Source organism: Clostridium sp. Marseille-Q2269, from assembly GCF_943736985.1.
In the GTDB taxonomy this organism is placed as follows: Bacteria; Bacillota; Clostridia; order Clostridiales; family Clostridiaceae; genus Clostridium_F.
In genome coordinates, this window is sequence record NZ_CALSFS010000015.1 from 25,990 (window position 1) to 45,676 (window position 19,687).

The following is a 19,687-nucleotide window of genomic DNA, read 5'->3' on the forward strand; positions in this document are numbered from 1 at the left end:
ATTTTATATAATTATACAAATACTATAACTTCATGTGAATTTTAAATAAACACTTATTCGGTAATATTCTTAGTAGCTATTATATCTACTCCAGTATTTAAAATATTCTTACAAATCACATCTCCAATTTCTATAGGACAACCTACGTATAATCTACTTAAAGCCTTTGAACATTCTATCCACAAAGATTTTTCCATAGGTTCACTACTTCTTACTGGTAGAACATTATATCTAGATCCTTTTATTCTAACTAATGTAGTAAGAACATCTTTAGTATTATTTATATAATTTTTAGCATAATCTATTCCTAAGTTGCATTTGTTCCCTTTTATAGTACTATAATCACTATCCTGAATACACACTATACATTTTTTATTGCATCCATTACAAATAAATTCTCTAATCACTTTTTTTCCTCCTAAAATTAAATTGTATCGAATTCTTTAATTCTACAGGGCGTAATCTTCGAATTCTTTGAATCCTTCACTATATCTGTCATAAACTTATTAGTTTCTCTGGCCAATATTGATGCAAGCTTATTTAGACAATAGGTTCCTTGACAACTACCAAATGCTGCTCCTGTTCTCCTTTTTATTCCTTCTAATGTACGTGCACCTAATGGTCTTCGTATTGCATCTATAATTTCTCCCTCTGTTACCTTATTACAAGCACATATTATCTTACCATATCTTTTATCCATGTTTATAATTTTATTTCTTTCTTCTAAAGATAATTCATTAAATTTATAATAATCTCTTCTTTTATCTATAAATTCCTTCTTGAGAACGCATTTAATATTATTAACTATAGTTTCTGTAATAATTTTTGCTATATAAGGTGTCATAGTTACTTGTCCATAATGATTAATTATAACTTTTATATATCCATTATCTATTAACCCATCATCTATTACTATACTATCATCATAATATGGAAATTGATAAAATGTATTTATATCCATTTCATTAATTTCATCTAAAATGGTATAAGAAATATCTAATGTGTCCTTGTAATTTATCTTTTTATAAGTATCCACAGCTAAAACCATATTGCCTTGAACCGTTGGCACAGCCAATATTTTTTTTATATTTTCATTGTCACTTAACTTCATCACTATATTATTAAATTCTTTTATAGAATTTTTTTCTATCAATAAATAATTAAAATTACTCATTTTATAGTTTCTTTTAGTATCTGAATATATTCCAAAGTTCTCATCAGGGGTTGTATTTATAACTATATTGCAATTAAACTTATTTTTATTTGTTATTATTCTATATCCTTTAGATAATTTTTGTATTTCTAATACTTGTTCTTCTAATTTAAAATTTACTCCATTATCAAAAGCTATTTCACCATAGGATATAGCTAAATCAAAAGGTGCTATAGATGCTGTATTTTTAGAATATAACGCTTTTTTCAAATTCATATTTAAATTTGGTTCTATTTTTTCCACTTCATCCTTATTTAGTATTTCTATATTTTTTATGCCTCTTTCTAAGGCTTTTTTATGCATATTTTCTATTTTAGCTACTTCATCATCATTTTTAGCTATTATTAATGATCCCGTTCTTTTAAAGGGAATTTTAAATTTTTTTGATATTTGTTCCATAAGTTTATTACCATTCATCTCTAATTTTGCTGCTAGATCATTTTCACATTCTACGCCATCATAAACTACAGATGAATTTATAAATGCTACATCATCTGCTATATCATAGTCTTTTTCTATTAATGCTATATTTAAACTATATTTTGATAATTCATAGGCCAATGCACATCCAATTATTCCTCCACCTAATATCATTACATCATAATCCATTTTTATCAGCCTTTCTCTCTATTTTAATAATGTATAATTATTAGAGATCTATTAGGTATGTTTTTATATAACCACTTGGAATCCTCCATAGATACTCTTATACATCCATGAGATGTAGGAAATCCTAATTTATCTTTTTCCTCTTCTATTATATTACCATTTTTGTCTACAGGTATAGAATGAATTAAATAATTTGCAAAAAATTTAATATAATATCTACCACCTTGTTTATATTTATTGCTATAAAAATATTTGCCCTTATCTGTAATATAAAATACACCTAATGGAGTTTCTGTATCTTGCTTTCCCATAACTCCTGTTGAACATTTAATACTTTTTATTATTTTATCATTTTTAAATACATTTATCTTTTGATCTATTAAATCCACATCTATTTTATATTCAGTATTTTTATGTAAAATTCCTTTAAGATTATCTTTGTTTTTTTTAATCCATCCTTTTCTTCCTATATTTCCTTCTTCACAAAATATATAACCATTTTTTTCTTTATAACTAACCACTATATCATCTACATTTAAATAATATAATACTTGACTTTTAGAATCAAACTCCTTATATACTGGTACTTTATTTTTATTTATATAATAAGTTTTTTTGAAACAAGTATTAGACGAGAACACTGATATTTCATCTTTGTTCTTTTTATTTATATCCATTTTGTTTTTATTTACTTCTTTTTCTGTATGTGTTAATTTATTTTTATTCATGTCTTTTGGACTATTGTTTGATTTATTGTTTTCATTATTTGTACTTATATATTTAGTTGTATTTATAAAACAAGGTATAAATAATAATATTAAAGTAAATATGGCAATATATATTCTTTTTTTTAGTTTCAAATTTAATCACTCCAAACTAATTTTCTATATACCGTTATTATTTACATATAATTCTTAGTTTAATCAAAAAAAATAAAAGGTATGTAAATATACCTTTTATTTTTGGTCATCTATTTTATACTATTTAATACATCACCTAATTGGTTTATATTTTCACCATATTTAGACCAATCTCCATTCTTTTGAGCTTCTATTGCGTTATTATAATATTGTTGTGCTTTCTTTAGCTTAGAATCATCCACTATATCTTTCTTACTGTCTTTTTCATTCTTGTTATTTATATTAGTAGTTTTATCATTAAATATTTGTTTTATTCCATCTTCAATACTAGATGCTAACACTAATTTATCATTATAAGATAATATTAATCTTTTCATTTCTGGTATACTGTTTTTACCACTAGCTCTTAAATATAATGGCTCTATATAAATAAGAGAATTTTTTATAGGCAATATTATTGTATCACCATATTGTACTTGAGATCCTTCTTTATTCCACAATGATAGCTCTTTTGATATACTAGTGTCTTGATTTATTTTTTGCTTGAATAAATATGGACTATATATTGTTTTATCTGAAGGTAATTTATATAATATTTTTTTACCATATTGATCTCCATCCATTCTTGCTCCAAATAAAGCTATCATATTATCCTTTTTCATTACATTAAAATAATTTAAAAGAACCATTTCTTCCTTATTTTGGTTTGGGAATTTCATAATTATATAGGGTGCATCATTTGTATTGGTTTCTCCTTCTACTTGCTTTTGATCCCTAGATACTTCCCATAAATCTTCCCCATTATAAAATACACCTGAATCTTTTACATGATACTTTCCTAATACTTTACTCTGGATATTAAATAAATCCTTAGGATACCTAAAATGTTCCCTTATTTCTTTAGGTGCATATTTCTGATCTTTAAATAATGCTTTAAATATTTTAGAATAATTTTTAATTATAGGATCATTTTTATCTGTTATATAAAAATTCATATTTCCATCTACAGAATCTATTACTACCTTAGCTGAGTTTCTTATATAATTTATATTATCGTAAGGCTCTGCATAAGGGTATCTATTTGTAGTTGTATAAGCATCTATTATCCAATATATTTTACCATTATATATTACCATATAAGGATCACTATCGTATTTTAAGAAAGGAGCCACCTTTTTAGCTCTATCCACAATATTTCTATTTATTATTATTTTACTATCCTTATTTATATCTTTTGACAAAAGAAAATTAGCATCTTTTTTATTAATAGCAAATAACACTTTATTTATAAACGACATTTTAATCCCTGCATCACCATTATATTTATTAGTTTTGTTAGAATCCTCCTTAGGATAATCAAATTCACTTATATTAGTATTTACTATAGCATAATCATTGGTCTTCTCTCCAAAATATATTCTTGGATTAGTTATCTTTATATTTGTCTGATTATAAGGTGGTATATCTTTTATAACAAAATCAGGTTGTCCCTCACTAGTAACTGAATTAACTTTATTCATAACTGCTCCAAAACCATGAGTATATATTAAATGTCTATTTTGCCATGTATTAGGATTTAAAGCCTCTGTATCTATTTCTCTTGCCGCCAAGAATACTTGATTATATTTTCCGTTTATATTATATCTATCTATATCTACATCATTAAAGGCATAATAGTATCTTATTATTTGAACTTGATTATAAAATTCTAATGTAGGCTTAAAAGAATTTATTCTTACGTTATCTATACTCGCTTTATTGTCTACTATATCTTGCTTTTGTAAATCATTTTTAATATCAAAATCTCTTACTTCAATATCATCTAAATCGAATGCTTTTTTGGTTAAATCTATATTATTTTTTATATAAGGTTGTTCTAAGGTTTTCTCATTAGATTTAACTATAAAATTTTGTACTAAAATTGAAACCACATTTTGAGATATTATTAAAAACACAGTTATTCCTATACATATACTTATTGGCTTAAATTTACCCTTTAGTATACTTAATAACGTAATTATAGCTGAAGTTAACGTAACTACTACTATTATTTTATAAAACAACAAGGTAGCATGAACATCTGCATAACTAGCACCAAAAGATACTCCATTAGGACTATAAACTAAGTTCCATATTTTTATTAGATATCCAAAAGATATAAATAAAATTATAAGTGCAGATACAACAGCCAACTGTTTTCCTGCAAAAGATTTTATACCATGATTTATATTGGTAAAATTTATATCTTTTTTACTTTGTATTTTATATTTAGCCTCTAAAACAAAGTAAGTTATAAGTGTAGTTATAACTAAAAATACTAGCAAAGAAATTATAACTTTATATAAAGATTCAAAAAGAGGTAGTTTAAATACGTAAAAGGAAACATCTTTAAAAAATATAGGATCCTTTACATTAAAATCTACAGAATTATTAAATTGTAATATCCTATACCAATAACTACTTGAAAATGTGTAAGATAAAAATACTGATACTACAAAATTAAAAATAAAAAATAATTTTTTAGCATATTTTTTCTCACTTAATTCTATATTTATGGTGTTTTTATCTTTATTTGATATAAGGCTTTTGTAATATACCCATATAGATATAAAAAATATTATAAATATAGGAATCATTAACATTAATATAGATTTTATTTTAATAAAATAAACTGACAAATAATTTACTTCTTGAAACCATTTTATATTAATAATGAAATTTATTATTTTATTAAAAAACACTATAAGTAATATAATTATGAATAGTGGTATAAATAATGTTTTTTTATTTTTCATATTATCACCTACCATTTCTATTTAAGAGTCTTCCAATAAGAGAATATTTGGTTTCTATAGCCCCCTTAGGACATAGTTCCTGGCAACAAAAACATCTTATACATTTTTTCATATTCCAAATAGGTATTTTTTTCTCTCCTTTTTTCACCATATCTATAACATTTGGCTTTTCTGGACAAACTTCAGCACATCTACTACATCCTATACATTTTTCTTTTATTAAAGTAGGATCTGGTGCAATTATATCCTTTAAAAAATTTGTAACTTTGGGATTTATAAAATAAAAATCTCCACCTTCTCTACACAATTTAAAATCATTTACAGCCATATGATCTATTTTTTCCCCTAATACTTCTATATCTTTTAGAAAAACACTTCCCCAATTACTATCATAGGCTTCCTTTAATGTAGGAATTTCTAAAGGATTATCATATCCTATTATTCTAACAGCAACAGAATCCACAGCTGTAATACTTTCTCCCATTATAATTGTATTTAAATTATAGGGGTTCCCACTCTTAGGACCATTTCCTTCCATAGCTATAATTCCATCTAGTATAGCGAAATCGGTTCCTAATAAAGTATTTAGGTCTAGTAACATCTTGCAAAAATTATTTGCATTAGGCATTCTTGTATGCCAAGTAGCTTTTAAGGTTCCTGGTATACATCCAAATTGATTCTTTACTGCACCTGTAAAATAAGCCATAGCATGAGTTTTTAATTTTGGTAATGTTATCAGCACATCCGTTTCATATGCATCTTTTGCTACAGTCCAAGATTTACATAAAATGGAATTGTCACATCTTACATTAACAGATTCTTTAAAATTATTAAATTTAACATCATATTTTTTTGCTACATTAAGCAATCCAGATTTTTCAGCTGCTCTTTTAGAATCTCCAAATCCAGGAGAATCTCCAAAAGATATTTTATTAGAATAATCCTGTAATATTCTTATTACTGCTTCAAAAATCACACTGTTAGTTACTACTGGAGAACCCTCATTTTCTATACTAAGCATATTAGGTTTTAAAAGTACTTTGCTATTATAAGGTATAAGCTTTTTTAAAAATAAATCTCCACCTAAAATATCAAACCCATTTCTTATTGTTCTTTCTACTCTTTTCAAATCATAGTCATCACATTTTAAAAGTGCTACTTTATCCATATTATATTTCCTCATCAACTAAATAATTCTTCCTATTTAGCTCTTCTATTATTTTTTTCATTATATGTTCATTATCTGAAGATATAGTATGTAAATGAATTCCTCCTGTAAGTATTAATAACGGTTCTGCTTTATTGTTTTTTATATTTTTTATAAAATTATCTATATCATACATAGATTTTATCATTAACATAGCTTTTATTTCTCCATATACAGGATGTTCTACTACTACATCTTCTACTACTCCACCAAATTTAACTATGGTCTCTAGTTCATTTTTTATATTGTTAGTATTATGACATACGGCAATAATTTTTCTTACTGATACTTTATTTTCATTAGGTATCATATAACCTTCAGGGGTAGCGATTATATTTTTTCCCCCAGCTCTCAAAATAGCTATATCTTTTACTATGACTTGTCTTGTAACTCCTAGTTTTTTGCCAAATTCATTACCTTTAACAGGTTTATTATTTTTTATTAATATATTTTCAATACTTTTTCTTCTTTCTATTGAATCCATAATATCACCACTTTATTAATTTAAATTATCAATATATATTAACAACCTTAATTCTTCATTTATGATATTCTCATTATGATGGTTTTTAATAAGATAAAGCATTTCATCAGTATATTTATTCCATTTTTTTAAAATACAATATCCTAAGTAAGGATGATTATAGTAAATATTAATTGATTTAAGATTTTTAATATTTTTTATTTGTGAATGTGTAATTTTATCCATTATCACTATTATGCTTTTTTTTATAATATTTACTTTATGAATAGATTTACCTATATCGTGTAATAAAGCTACTTTGATAAATTCATCTTTATTGAGATTGTATTTACCTTCTTCATATAATTCTTCTATACCATAAGCTACCTTTATACAATGCTTTTGTTCACTTACTGATAATTTATTAAAAATATCTAATTCATCATCATCTAAATGCATTCTTAAATAGATCATATCATTATAATCTAATTTAGCAGTAGCATTCCAATGAAACTGTTTGATTCTATATAATATTTTATTAAACCTCCTCACCTAAATAATATTATATTAATAGTTTACAATAAATCTATTATTTTTTAAATGGATATAAAAAAATAAGATACTTATGAATTATCATAAGTATCTTATGTTTAATGGTGGAGATAAGGAGATTCGAACTCCTGACCCCCTGCTTGCAAGGCAGGTGCTCTCCCAACTGAGCTATACCCCCAAATGGTGGACCTTCAGGGACTCGAACCCCGGACCTACCGGTTATGAGCCGGTTGCTCTAACCAACTGAGCTAAAGATCCATGTTTATATCTGGCAACGACCTACTCTTCCACAGGGCTTCCCCTGCAGTACCATTGGCGCTTTGAAGCTTAACCTTCGTGTTCGGCATGGAAACGGGTGTTACCTTCAAGCCATAATCACCAGATTATATTTGTTTGAAAGAATGTTCTTTCAAAATTACACAGTGAATTTTATTTTTGGTCAAGCCCTCGACTTATTAGTATCAGTCAACTTAACATGTTGCCATGCTTACATCTCTGACCTATCAACCTGGTGTTCTTCCAGGAGTCTTACTAGCTTACGCTATGGGAAATCTAATCTTGAGGTTGGCTTCACGCTTAGATGCTTTCAGCGTTTATCCAGTCCCAACATAGCTACCCAGCTGTGCCACTGGCGTGACAACTGGTGCACCAGAGGTTGGTCCATCCCGGTCCTCTCGTACTAAGGACAGCTCCTCTCAAATTTCCTACGCCCGCGACGGATAGGGACCGAACTGTCTCACGACGTTCTGAACCCAGCTCGCGTGCCGCTTTAATGGGCGAACAGCCCAACCCTTGGGACCTACTTCAGCCCCAGGATGCGACGAGCCGACATCGAGGTGCCAAACCTCCCCGTCGATGTGGACTCTTGGGGGAGATCAGCCTGTTATCCCCGAGGTAGCTTTTATCCGTTGAGCGATGGCCCTCCCACGAGGTACCACCGGATCACTAAGCCCGACTTTCGTCCCTGCTCCACCTGTATGTGTCGCAGTCAAGCTCCCTTCTGCCTTTGCACTCTTCGCGCGATTTCCGACCGCGCTGAGGGAACTTTTGGGCGCCTCCGTTACTTTTTAGGAGGCGACCGCCCCAGTCAAACTGCCCACCTAACAATGTCCCGTGACCAGATTCATGGCCGCCGGTTAGAACCCCAGTACTGTCAGGGTGGTATCCCAAGGTTGACTCCACTCAGGCTGACGCCCAAGTTTCCAAGTCTCCCACCTATCCTGTACAGACAATACCGAGATTCAATGCTAAGCTACAGTAAAGCTCTACGGGGTCTTTCCGTCCAATCGCGGGTAGCAAGCATCTTCACTTGCACTACAATTTCGCCGGATTTGCTGTTGAGACAGTGCCCAAATCATTACGCCATTCGTGCGGGTCGGAACTTACCCGACAAGGAATTTCGCTACCTTAGGACCGTTATAGTTACGGCCGCCGTTTACTGGGGCTTAAGTTCACACCTTCGCTTACGCTAAGTGTTCCCCTTAACCTTCCAGCACCGGGCAGGCGTCAGCCCCTATACATCAGCTTTCGCTTTAGCAGAGACCTGTGTTTTTGCTAAACAGTTGCTTGGGCCTATTCTCTGCGGCCTACTTTCGTAGGCACCCCTTCTCCCGAAGTTACGGGGTCAATTTGCCGAGTTCCTTAACAGCAATTCTTCCGATGGCCTTAGGATTCTCTCCTCACCTACCTGTGTCGGTTTGCGGTACGGGCACCTATTCACTCGATAGAGGCTTTTCTTGGCAGTGTGGAATCAGATACTTCGCCATAATGGCTCCCCATTACACCTCAGCTTAGCTTGACGGATTTGCCTATCAAGCATGCCTAAGTGCTTAGACGCACATCCAATAGTGCGCACATCTTATCCTTCTGCGTCACCCCATTTCTCAAACGTAAATAGGCGGTATCGGAATATCAACCGATTGTCCATCACCTACGCCTTTCGGCCTCGGCTTAGGTCCCGACTAACCCTGAGCGGACGAACCTTCCTCAGGAAACCTTAGGTTTTCGGCCAATAAGATTCTCACTTATTTCTCGCTACTTATGCCAGCATTCTCACTTCTGTACAGTCCACCGCTCCTTACGGTACGACTTCAACCCATACAGAAAGCTCCCCTACCATATATACGTAGTATACATCCATAGCTTCGGTGGTAAGTTTGAGCCCCGGACATTTTCGGCGCAGGATCTCTTGACTAGTGAGCTATTACGCACTCTTTAAATGAGTGGCTGCTTCTAAGCCAACATCCTAGTTGTCTTAGAAATCCCACATCCTTTTCCACTTAACTTACACTTTGGGACCTTAGCTGATGGTCTGGGCTGTTTCCCTTTTGACTACGGATCTTATCATTCGCAGTCTGACTGCCGTGATACAAGTACATGGCATTCGGAGTTTGATAGGGTTCGGTAACTACTATAGCCCCTAGCCCATTCAGTGCTCTACCTCCATTACTTAATTACACGACGCTAGCCCTAAAGCTATTTCGGGGAGAACCAGCTATCTCCGAGTTCGATTGGAATTTCTCCGCTATCCACAGCTCATCCCATGGTTTTTCAACACCAACGTGGTTCGGTCCTCCACGAGATTTTACTCTCGCTTCAACCTGGCCATGGATAGGTCACCCGGTTTCGGGTCTACACCATGCAACTTTTCGCCCTTTTCAGACTCGGTTTCCCTTCGGCTCCATACCTTAAGTACTTAACCTTGCTACATAATGTAACTCGCTGGCTCGTTCTACAAAAAGCACATCGTCACACTTTAACGTGCTCCGATCGGTTGTAGGCACACGGTTTCAGGTTCTATTTCACTCCCCTTCCGGGGTTCTTTTCACCTTTCCCTCACGGTACTGCTTCACTATCGGTCACTAGGTAGTATTTAGCCTTGGGAGGTGGTCCTCCCTGCTTCCCACAAGGTTTCACGTGTCTCGTGGTACTCTGGATTAGATCTTAAAGTCTTCTCTTTTCATCTACAGGACTATTACCTTCTGTGGTAGGGCGTTCCAGCCCTTTTCGATTAAGATACCTCTTCTTTTATGATCTATCCGCAACCCCAGAAACAAGTTTCTGGTTTGGGCTCTTTCCCGTTCGCTCGCCGCTACTTAGGAAATCGATTTTTCTTTCTCTTCCTCCGGGTACTTAGATGTTTCAGTTCCCCGGGTTTACCCTTATACACCTATGTATTCAGTGCATAATACATGGGGTTACCCATGTGAGTTTCCTCATTCGGAAATCCTTGGATCTCAGCCTATTTGCGGCTACCCAAGGCTTATCGCAGCTTATCGCGTCCTTCTTCGGCTCCTAGTGCCAAGGCATTCACCATGCGCCCTTTGTAGCTTGACCTTAAAATTGTATTCTTACAAAGGATTTTTATACCTTTAGCTTTACTTTATTCACTGTGCAATTTTCAAAGAACATAGCTAGACATCCAAAACCTACGATTTTGTGATGATCAGCTACTTCTCAATTCTATTGAGAAGTTTCAATTTTGAGAGAATGGTCTCTCAAAATTAAACAGAGAATTCAGCCTTTTAGAAAGAATTTTCTTCTTTCTATTCTCCTTAGAAAGGAGGTGATCCAGCCGCAGGTTCTCCTACGGCTACCTTGTTACGACTTCACCCCAATCACTAATCCCACCTTCGGCCGCTGGTTCCTTACGGTTACCTCACGGACTTCGGGTGTTACCAGCTCTCATGGTGTGACGGGCGGTGTGTACAAGGCCCGGGAACGTATTCACCGCGACATTCTGATTCGCGATTACTAGCAACTCCAGCTTCATGTAGGCGAGTTGCAGCCTACAATCCGAACTGAGATAGGTTTTTGAGTTTGGCTCCACCTCACGGTCTTGCGTCTCTCTGTACCTACCATTGTAGCACGTGTGTAGCCCTGGACATAAGGGGCATGATGATTTGACGTCATCCCCACCTTCCTCCTGGTTACCCAGGCAGTCTCATTAGAGTGCTCAACTTAATGGTAGCAACTAATAACAAGGGTTGCGCTCGTTGCAGGACTTAACCTAACATCTCACGACACGAGCTGACGACAACCATGCACCACCTGTCTCCTTGCCCCGAAGGGCTTCACCTATCTCTAGGCTATGCAAGGGATGTCAAGTCCAGGTAAGGTTCTTCGCGTTGCTTCGAATTAAACCACATGCTCCGCTGCTTGTGCGGGCCCCCGTCAATTCCTTTGAGTTTTAATCTTGCGACCGTACTCCCCAGGCGGGATACTTATTGTGTTAACTGCGGCACAGGGGGAGTTGATACCCCCTACACCTAGTATCCATCGTTTACGGCGTGGACTACCAGGGTATCTAATCCTGTTTGCTACCCACGCTTTCGTGCCTCAGCGTCAGTTACAGTCCAGAAAGCCGCCTTCGCCACTGGTGTTCTTCCTAATCTCTACGCATTTCACCGCTACACTAGGAATTCCGCTTTCCTCTCCTGCACTCTAGATATCCAGTTTGGAATGCAGCCCCCAGGTTAAGCCCGGGGATTTCACATCCCACTTAAACATCCGCCTACGCACCCTTTACGCCCAGTAAATCCGGACAACGCTCGCCACCTACGTATTACCGCGGCTGCTGGCACGTAGTTAGCCGTGGCTTCCTCCTCTAGTACCGTCATTATCGTCCTAGAAAACAGGGCTTTACAATCCGAAGACCTTCATCACCCACGCGGCGTTGCTGCGTCAGGGTTTCCCCCATTGCGCAATATTCCCCACTGCTGCCTCCCGTAGGAGTCTGGACCGTGTCTCAGTTCCAATGTGGCCGATCACCCTCTCAGGTCGGCTACGCATCGTCGCCTTGGTAAGCCATTACCTTACCAACTAGCTAATGCGCCGCGGGTCCATCTCAAAGCAATAAATCTTTGATAAGAAAATCATGCGATTCTCCTATGTTATGCGGTATTAATCTTCCTTTCGGAAGGCTATCCCCCACTTTGAGGCAGGTTACCCACGTGTTACTCACCCGTCCGCCGCTAATCCACTCCCCGAAGGGAGCTTCATCGCTCGACTTGCATGTGTTAAGCACGCCGCCAGCGTTCGTCCTGAGCCAGGATCAAACTCTCAATTTTAAAGTTTAATCTCTTCTCAAATTCATTGACAAGGTTTATTACCTTATCTTACTGGCTGTTACAAGAATGTTTCTTGTTTATTCTCTGTTTAATTTTCAAAGACCACATCGCCTCAGCGACTTTTATATCTTAACAAATCTGTTGTTCTTTGTCAAGAACTTTTTTCAAATTTATTTTCTTAAATCGGTCACCGTGTTTCAGCGACATGTATTATTATATCATCTTCATTTTTCATAATTACATATTTACATCTATTTATGCTAATTTATCAGCATTTTTCTCTTAATTATTACATATTACTCCGTTTTTTTTATGTAGATACACTTGGTAATGTTGCTGAATTTACATAAATATATCTATATATTTCTATATATTTCTATATAAAATTAAGTTTATTCTATTATCTCTAATTATTAAATAACAAATTTACAATATATATTTTATTTATTTAAGAATAAAATTCATAATCTATTTTCAATATTAAAGCTCTATATAAAAAACCTATAATCATAATAATTAATAATATTTCTTTATAAAGATTTAACTTTACTATATAATTTATATCATATGTTTATTTTAAATACTAGTAGTATTAAGATTACAAATTTACTCTATAATTATCAAATTAATTAATATGTACATATTATAGTAGATAATACCTGAAAATATTCTACAATATATCACATATATACAAACTTATTAAATAATAATAGATAATAAAAATAAATTAATTAATAAAAGTTTTATTGTTGAAAATAGTTTTATTGTGTATAAAAAATATATTTATAATATCAAATTTAGATCTGTTTTTCTTGAATAATTTTTTATCAATGTAACAATAAATATATTAATAATCATTATATTAAATGTATATTTAGTATAAGTATACAATATTGAAAAAGTTATCTTACATTAAATAAGAATAGAAATACTTTTAAAGCTAAAATTAATAAAAGATTATAAATTTAATAACATATAATAATATTTATAAAAATAACCGAAATTAATTAAATACTGATGAAGAGGAGTTTTTTTATATGAATGTAGAGCAATCTTTAAAAAATAAAATTAAAAATATTTCAGAAAATTATAAAGAAGAGAAAATAGGTGGATATATCACAGGTGATGGTCCTATTCCTTGCAACATTTTATTTATAGGAGAAGCTCCTGGGAAAAATGAAGTAGAAGAAGGTAAACCCTTTGTTGGAATGGCGGGTAAAAATTTTCAAAACTATTTAAATTCTATAGGCCTTAACAGGGAAAGTGTGAGAGTTACTAATACTTGCTTTTTCAGACCAATACGGATTAAAGAAAGTAAAACTGGAAGAACAACTGTAAGCAATAGGCCTCCAAAAGTTTCAGAAGTAGCTTTGTTTAGTTCTATATTAGATGAGGAAATTGATTTAGTAAATCCAAATTTAATAATAACCTTAGGAAATGTTCCACTAAAGAGACTAACGAATTTTAAGTCTATTGGTGAGTGCCATGGAAATGTTTATTTTATTGAATCCTTACATAGATATGTATTCCCAATGTATCATCCTTCATCTTTAACCTACAATAGAAGTGAAGAGTTTCATAATACCTATAAGACTGATTGGATTAAATTAAAAGAAGTGCTAGATAAAATTTAAATCTAGGACTTGTAATTATAAAAATATATTTTTATATAACTCCAAAGTTATATTATAAAAAATTTGTTATACTTAATTATACTCTGAAAAATATTAACATTAATATGTTTGTTTTATAATAAACTTTCTATTTTTTATATAAAAAAGCACTTTACAATTATGTAAAGTGCTTTGGTGATCCACCGGGGAATCGAACCCCGGACAACATGATTAAAAGTCATGTGCTCTACCAACTGAGCTAGTGAATCATATCATCTGGCAACGACCTACTCTTCCACAGGGCTTCCCCTGCAGTACCATTGGCGCTTTGAAGCTTAACCTTCGTGTTCGGCATGGAAACGGGTGTTACCTTCAAGCCATAATCACCAGATTATATTTGTTTGAAAGAATGTTCTTTCAAAATTACACAGTGAATTTTATTTTTGGTCAAGCCCTCGACTTATTAGTATCAGTCAACTTAACATGTTGCCATGCTTACATCTCTGACCTATCAACCTGGTGTTCTTCCAGGAGTCTTACTAGCTTACGCTATGGGAAATCTAATCTTGAGGTTGGCTTCACGCTTAGATGCTTTCAGCGTTTATCCAGTCCCAACATAGCTACCCAGCTGTGCCACTGGCGTGACAACTGGTGCACCAGAGGTTGGTCCATCCCGGTCCTCTCGTACTAAGGACAGCTCCTCTCAAATTTCCTACGCCCGCGACGGATAGGGACCGAACTGTCTCACGACGTTCTGAACCCAGCTCGCGTGCCGCTTTAATGGGCGAACAGCCCAACCCTTGGGACCTACTTCAGCCCCAGGATGCGACGAGCCGACATCGAGGTGCCAAACCTCCCCGTCGATGTGGACTCTTGGGGGAGATCAGCCTGTTATCCCCGAGGTAGCTTTTATCCGTTGAGCGATGGCCCTCCCACGAGGTACCACCGGATCACTAAGCCCGACTTTCGTCCCTGCTCCACCTGTATGTGTCGCAGTCAAGCTCCCTTCTGCCTTTGCACTCTTCGCGCGATTTCCGACCGCGCTGAGGGAACTTTTGGGCGCCTCCGTTACTTTTTAGGAGGCGACCGCCCCAGTCAAACTGCCCACCTAACAATGTCCCGTGACCAGATTCATGGCCGCCGGTTAGAACCCCAGTACTGTCAGGGTGGTATCCCAAGGTTGACTCCACTCAGGCTGACGCCCAAGTTTCCAAGTCTCCCACCTATCCTGTACAGACAATACCGAGATTCAATGCTAAGCTACAGTAAAGCTCTACGGGGTCTTTCCGTCCAATCGCGGGTAGCAAGCATCTTCACTTGCACTACAATTTCGCCGGATTTGCTGTTGAGACAGTGCCCAAATCATTACGCCATTCGTGCGGGTCGGAACTTACCCGACAAGGAATTTCGCTACCTTAGGACCGTTATAGTTACGGCCGCCGTTTACTGGGGCTTAAGTTCACACCTTCGCTTACGCTAAGTGTTCCCCTTAACCTTCCAGCACCGGGCAGGCGTCAGCCCCTATACATCAGCTTTCGCTTTAGCAGAGACCTGTGTTTTTGCTAAACAGTTGCTTGGGCCTATTCTCTGCGGCCTACTTTCGTAGGCACCCCTTCTCCCGAAGTTACGGGGTCAATTTGCCGAGTTCCTTAACAGCAATTCTTCCGATGGCCTTAGGATTCTCTCCTCACCTACCTGTGTCGGTTTGCGGTACGGGCACCTATTCACTCGATAGAGGCTTTTCTTGGCAGTGTGGAATCAGATACTTCGCCATAATGGCTCCCCATTACACCTCAGCTTAGCTTGACGGATTTGCCTATCAAGCATGCCTAAGTGCTTAGACGCACATCCAATAGTGCGCACATCTTATCCTTCTGCGTCACCCCATTTCTCAAACGTAAATAGGCGGTATCGGAATATCAACCGATTGTCCATCACCTACGCCTTTCGGCCTCGGCTTAGGTCCCGACTAACCCTGAGCGGACGAACCTTCCTCAGGAAACCTTAGGTTTTCGGCCAATAAGATTCTCACTTATTTCTCGCTACTTATGCCAGCATTCTCACTTCTGTACAGTCCACCGCTCCTTACGGTACGACTTCAACCCATACAGAAAGCTCCCCTACCATATATACGTAGTATACATCCATAGCTTCGGTGGTAAGTTTGAGCCCCGGACATTTTCGGCGCAGGATCTCTTGACTAGTGAGCTATTACGCACTCTTTAAATGAGTGGCTGCTTCTAAGCCAACATCCTAGTTGTCTTAGAAATCCCACATCCTTTTCCACTTAACTTACACTTTGGGACCTTAGCTGATGGTCTGGGCTGTTTCCCTTTTGACTACGGATCTTATCATTCGCAGTCTGACTGCCGTGATACAAGTACATGGCATTCGGAGTTTGATAGGGTTCGGTAACTACTATAGCCCCTAGCCCATTCAGTGCTCTACCTCCATTACTTAATTACACGACGCTAGCCCTAAAGCTATTTCGGGGAGAACCAGCTATCTCCGAGTTCGATTGGAATTTCTCCGCTATCCACAGCTCATCCCATGGTTTTTCAACACCAACGTGGTTCGGTCCTCCACGAGATTTTACTCTCGCTTCAACCTGGCCATGGATAGGTCACCCGGTTTCGGGTCTACACCATGCAACTTTTCGCCCTTTTCAGACTCGGTTTCCCTTCGGCTCCATACCTTAAGTACTTAACCTTGCTACATAATGTAACTCGCTGGCTCGTTCTACAAAAAGCACATCGTCACACTTTAACGTGCTCCGATCGGTTGTAGGCACACGGTTTCAGGTTCTATTTCACTCCCCTTCCGGGGTTCTTTTCACCTTTCCCTCACGGTACTGCTTCACTATCGGTCACTAGGTAGTATTTAGCCTTGGGAGGTGGTCCTCCCTGCTTCCCACAAGGTTTCACGTGTCTCGTGGTACTCTGGATTAGATCTTAAAGTCTTCTCTTTTCATCTACAGGACTATTACCTTCTGTGGTAGGGCGTTCCAGCCCTTTTCGATTAAGATACCTCTTCTTTTATGATCTATCCGCAACCCCAGAAACAAGTTTCTGGTTTGGGCTCTTTCCCGTTCGCTCGCCGCTACTTAGGAAATCGATTTTTCTTTCTCTTCCTCCGGGTACTTAGATGTTTCAGTTCCCCGGGTTTACCCTTATACACCTATGTATTCAGTGCATAATACATGGGGTTACCCATGTGAGTTTCCTCATTCGGAAATCCTTGGATCTCAGCCTATTTGCGGCTACCCAAGGCTTATCGCAGCTTATCGCGTCCTTCTTCGGCTCCTAGTGCCAAGGCATTCACCATGCGCCCTTTGTAGCTTGACCTTAAAATTGTATTCTTACAAAGGATTTTTATACCTTTAGCTTTACTTTATTCACTGTGCAATTTTCAAAGAACATAGCTAGACATCCAAAACCTACGATTTTGTGATGATCAGCTACTTCTCAATTCTATTGAGAAGTTTCAATTTTGAGAGAATGGTCTCTCAAAATTAAACAGAGAATTCAGCCTTTTAGAAAGAATTTTCTTCTTTCTATTCTCCTTAGAAAGGAGGTGATCCAGCCGCAGGTTCTCCTACGGCTACCTTGTTACGACTTCACCCCAATCACTAATCCCACCTTCGGCCGCTGGTTCCTTACGGTTACCTCACGGACTTCGGGTGTTACCAGCTCTCATGGTGTGACGGGCGGTGTGTACAAGGCCCGGGAACGTATTCACCGCGACATTCTGATTCGCGATTACTAGCAACTCCAGCTTCATGTAGGCGAGTTGCAGCCTACAATCCGAACTGAGATAGGTTTTTGAGTTTGGCTCCACCTCACGGTCTTGCGTCTCTCTGTACCTACCATTGTAGCACGTGTGTAGCCCTGGACATAAGGGGCATGATGATTTGACGTCATCCCCACCTTCCTCCTGGTTACCCAGGCAGTCTCATTAGAGTGCTCAACTTAATGGTAGCAACTAATAACAAGGGTTGCGCTCGTTGCAGGACTTAACCTAACATCTCACGACACGAGCTGACGACAACCATGCACCACCTGTCTCCTTGCCCCGAAGGGCTTCACCTATCTCTAGGCTATGCAAGGGATGTCAAGTCCAGGTAAGGTTCTTCGCGTTGCTTCGAATTAAACCACATGCTCCGCTGCTTGTGCGGGCCCCCGTCAATTCCTTTGAGTTTTAATCTTGCGACCGTACTCCCCAGGCGGGATACTTATTGTGTTAACTGCGGCACAGGGGGAGTTGATACCCCCTACACCTAGTATCCATCGTTTACGGCGTGGACTACCAGGGTATCTAATCCTGTTTGCTACCCACGCTTTCGTGCCTCAGCGTCAGTTACAGTCCAGAAAGCCGCCTTCGCCACTGGTGTTCTTCCTAATCTCTACGCATTTCACCGCTACACTAGGAATTCCGCTTTCCTCTCCTGCACTCTAGATATCCAGTTTGGAATGCAGCCCCCAGGTTAAGCCCGGGGATTTCACATCCCACTTAAACATCCGCCTACGCACCCTTTACGCCCAGTAAATCCGGACAACGCTCGCCACCTACGTATTACCGCGGCTGCTGGCACGTAGTTAGCCGTGGCTTCCTCCTCTAGTACCGTCATTATCGTCCTAGAAAACAGGGCTTTACAATCCGAAGACCTTCATCACCCACGCGGCGTTGCTGCGTCAGGGTTTCCCCCATTGCGCAATATTCCCCACTGCTGCCTCCCGTAGGAGTCTGGACCGTGTCTCAGTTCCAATGTGGCCGATCACCCTCTCAGGTCGGCTACGCATCGTCGCCTTGGTAAGCCATTACCTTACCAACTAGCTAATGCGCCGCGGGTCCATCTCAAAGCAATAAATCTTTGATAAGAAAATCATGCGATTCTCCTATGTTATGCGGTATTAATCTTCCTTTCGGAAGGCTATCCCCCACTTTGAGGCAGGTTACCCACGTGTTACTCACCCGTCCGCCGCTAATCCACTCCCCGAAGGGAGCTTCATCGCTCGACTTGCATGTGTTAAGCACGCCGCCAGCGTTCGTCCTGAGCCAGGATCAAACTCTCAATTTTAAAGTTTAATCTCTTCTCAAATTCATTGACAAGGTTTATTACCTTATCTTACTGGCTGTTACAAGAATGTTTCTTGTTTATTCTCTGTTTAATTTTCAAAGACCACATCGCCTCAGCGACTTTTATATCTTAACAAATTTGTTGTTCTTTGTCAAGAACTTTTTTCAAATTTGTTTTAAAAGCTTGTTTTGCTTTCTTGTCCTTGTCTTAAGGACGAGATTTATTGTAT

The 19,687-nt window shown here is 37.0% G+C and carries 8 protein-coding genes, 3 tRNA genes and 6 rRNA genes; 1 reads left to right on the forward strand and 16 read right to left on the reverse strand.

The genetic code is table 11. From position 1 onward, the window contains the following. Window positions 1–53 precede the first annotated feature (53 nt). The 12 genes from NGI68_RS14420 to NGI68_RS14475 form a co-directional block, all read right to left on the reverse strand. Entirely contained in the window at window positions 54–407 is a 354-nt protein-coding gene (locus tag NGI68_RS14420; RefSeq protein ID WP_251862151.1) for a DUF1667 domain-containing protein, read from the reverse strand. Between the two features lie 17 nt (window positions 408–424). Continuing rightward, window positions 425–1,822, reverse strand: coding sequence for an NAD(P)/FAD-dependent oxidoreductase (locus NGI68_RS14425; protein WP_251862152.1), 1,398 nt, complete (start codon window positions 1,820–1,822; stop codon window positions 425–427). A gap of 23 nt (window positions 1,823–1,845) precedes the next feature. Further along, the gene (locus NGI68_RS14430; RefSeq protein ID WP_251862153.1) at window positions 1,846–2,682 is read right to left on the reverse strand and encodes a L,D-transpeptidase; all 837 of its coding nucleotides are present in this window, start codon (window positions 2,680–2,682) and stop codon (window positions 1,846–1,848) included. Window positions 2,683–2,792: 110 nt separating this feature from the next. Then, a complete protein-coding gene (locus tag NGI68_RS14435; protein WP_251862154.1) occupies window positions 2,793–5,477 on the reverse strand; it encodes a UPF0182 family protein in 2,685 nt (894 codons plus the stop codon). Between the two features lie 4 nt (window positions 5,478–5,481). Continuing rightward, window positions 5,482–6,645 carry a DUF362 domain-containing protein gene (locus NGI68_RS14440; protein WP_251862155.1) on the reverse strand — a complete coding sequence of 388 codons (1,164 nt, stop codon included), beginning with the start codon at window positions 6,643–6,645 and terminating at the stop codon, window positions 5,482–5,484. A 1-nt stretch (window position 6,646) separates the two neighbouring features. Beyond that, entirely contained in the window at window positions 6,647–7,168 is a 522-nt protein-coding gene (locus tag NGI68_RS14445) for a transcription repressor NadR (RefSeq protein WP_251862156.1), read from the reverse strand. Between the two features lie 15 nt (window positions 7,169–7,183). Further along, window positions 7,184–7,621 carry an HD domain-containing protein gene (locus NGI68_RS14450; RefSeq protein WP_251862157.1) on the reverse strand — a complete coding sequence of 146 codons (438 nt, stop codon included), beginning with the start codon at window positions 7,619–7,621 and terminating at the stop codon, window positions 7,184–7,186. 180 nt (window positions 7,622–7,801) lie between these two features. Beyond that, a tRNA-Ala gene (locus NGI68_RS14455) sits at window positions 7,802–7,877 on the reverse strand. Between the two features lie 3 nt (window positions 7,878–7,880). After that, window positions 7,881–7,957, reverse strand: a tRNA-Ile gene (locus NGI68_RS14460). A gap of 8 nt (window positions 7,958–7,965) precedes the next feature. After that, window positions 7,966–8,082, reverse strand: a 5S ribosomal RNA gene (gene rrf, locus NGI68_RS14465). Between the two features lie 52 nt (window positions 8,083–8,134). Continuing rightward, window positions 8,135–11,035 (reverse strand): 23S ribosomal RNA (locus NGI68_RS14470). Window positions 11,036–11,257: 222 nt separating this feature from the next. After that, window positions 11,258–12,768: ribosomal RNA gene (locus tag NGI68_RS14475) — 16S ribosomal RNA — on the reverse strand. A 1,037-nt stretch (window positions 12,769–13,805) separates the two neighbouring features. Between NGI68_RS14475 and NGI68_RS14480 the strand changes: the two genes are divergently transcribed. Next, window positions 13,806–14,402, forward strand: coding sequence for a uracil-DNA glycosylase (locus NGI68_RS14480; protein ID WP_251861661.1), 597 nt, complete (start codon window positions 13,806–13,808; stop codon window positions 14,400–14,402). Window positions 14,403–14,574: 172 nt separating this feature from the next. On the opposite strand, the gene NGI68_RS14485 is transcribed toward NGI68_RS14480, so the two are convergent. The 4 genes from NGI68_RS14485 to NGI68_RS14500 form a co-directional block, all read right to left on the reverse strand. Next, a tRNA-Lys gene (locus NGI68_RS14485) sits at window positions 14,575–14,650 on the reverse strand. A 5-nt stretch (window positions 14,651–14,655) separates the two neighbouring features. After that, a 5S ribosomal RNA gene (gene rrf, locus NGI68_RS14490) occupies window positions 14,656–14,772 on the reverse strand. A gap of 52 nt (window positions 14,773–14,824) precedes the next feature. Next, window positions 14,825–17,725 (reverse strand): 23S ribosomal RNA (locus NGI68_RS14495). 222 nt (window positions 17,726–17,947) lie between these two features. Then, window positions 17,948–19,458: ribosomal RNA gene (locus tag NGI68_RS14500) — 16S ribosomal RNA — on the reverse strand. Together the 16S, 23S and 5S rRNA genes with 3 tRNA genes alongside form the textbook arrangement of a ribosomal RNA operon. Window positions 19,459–19,687 lie beyond the last annotated feature (229 nt).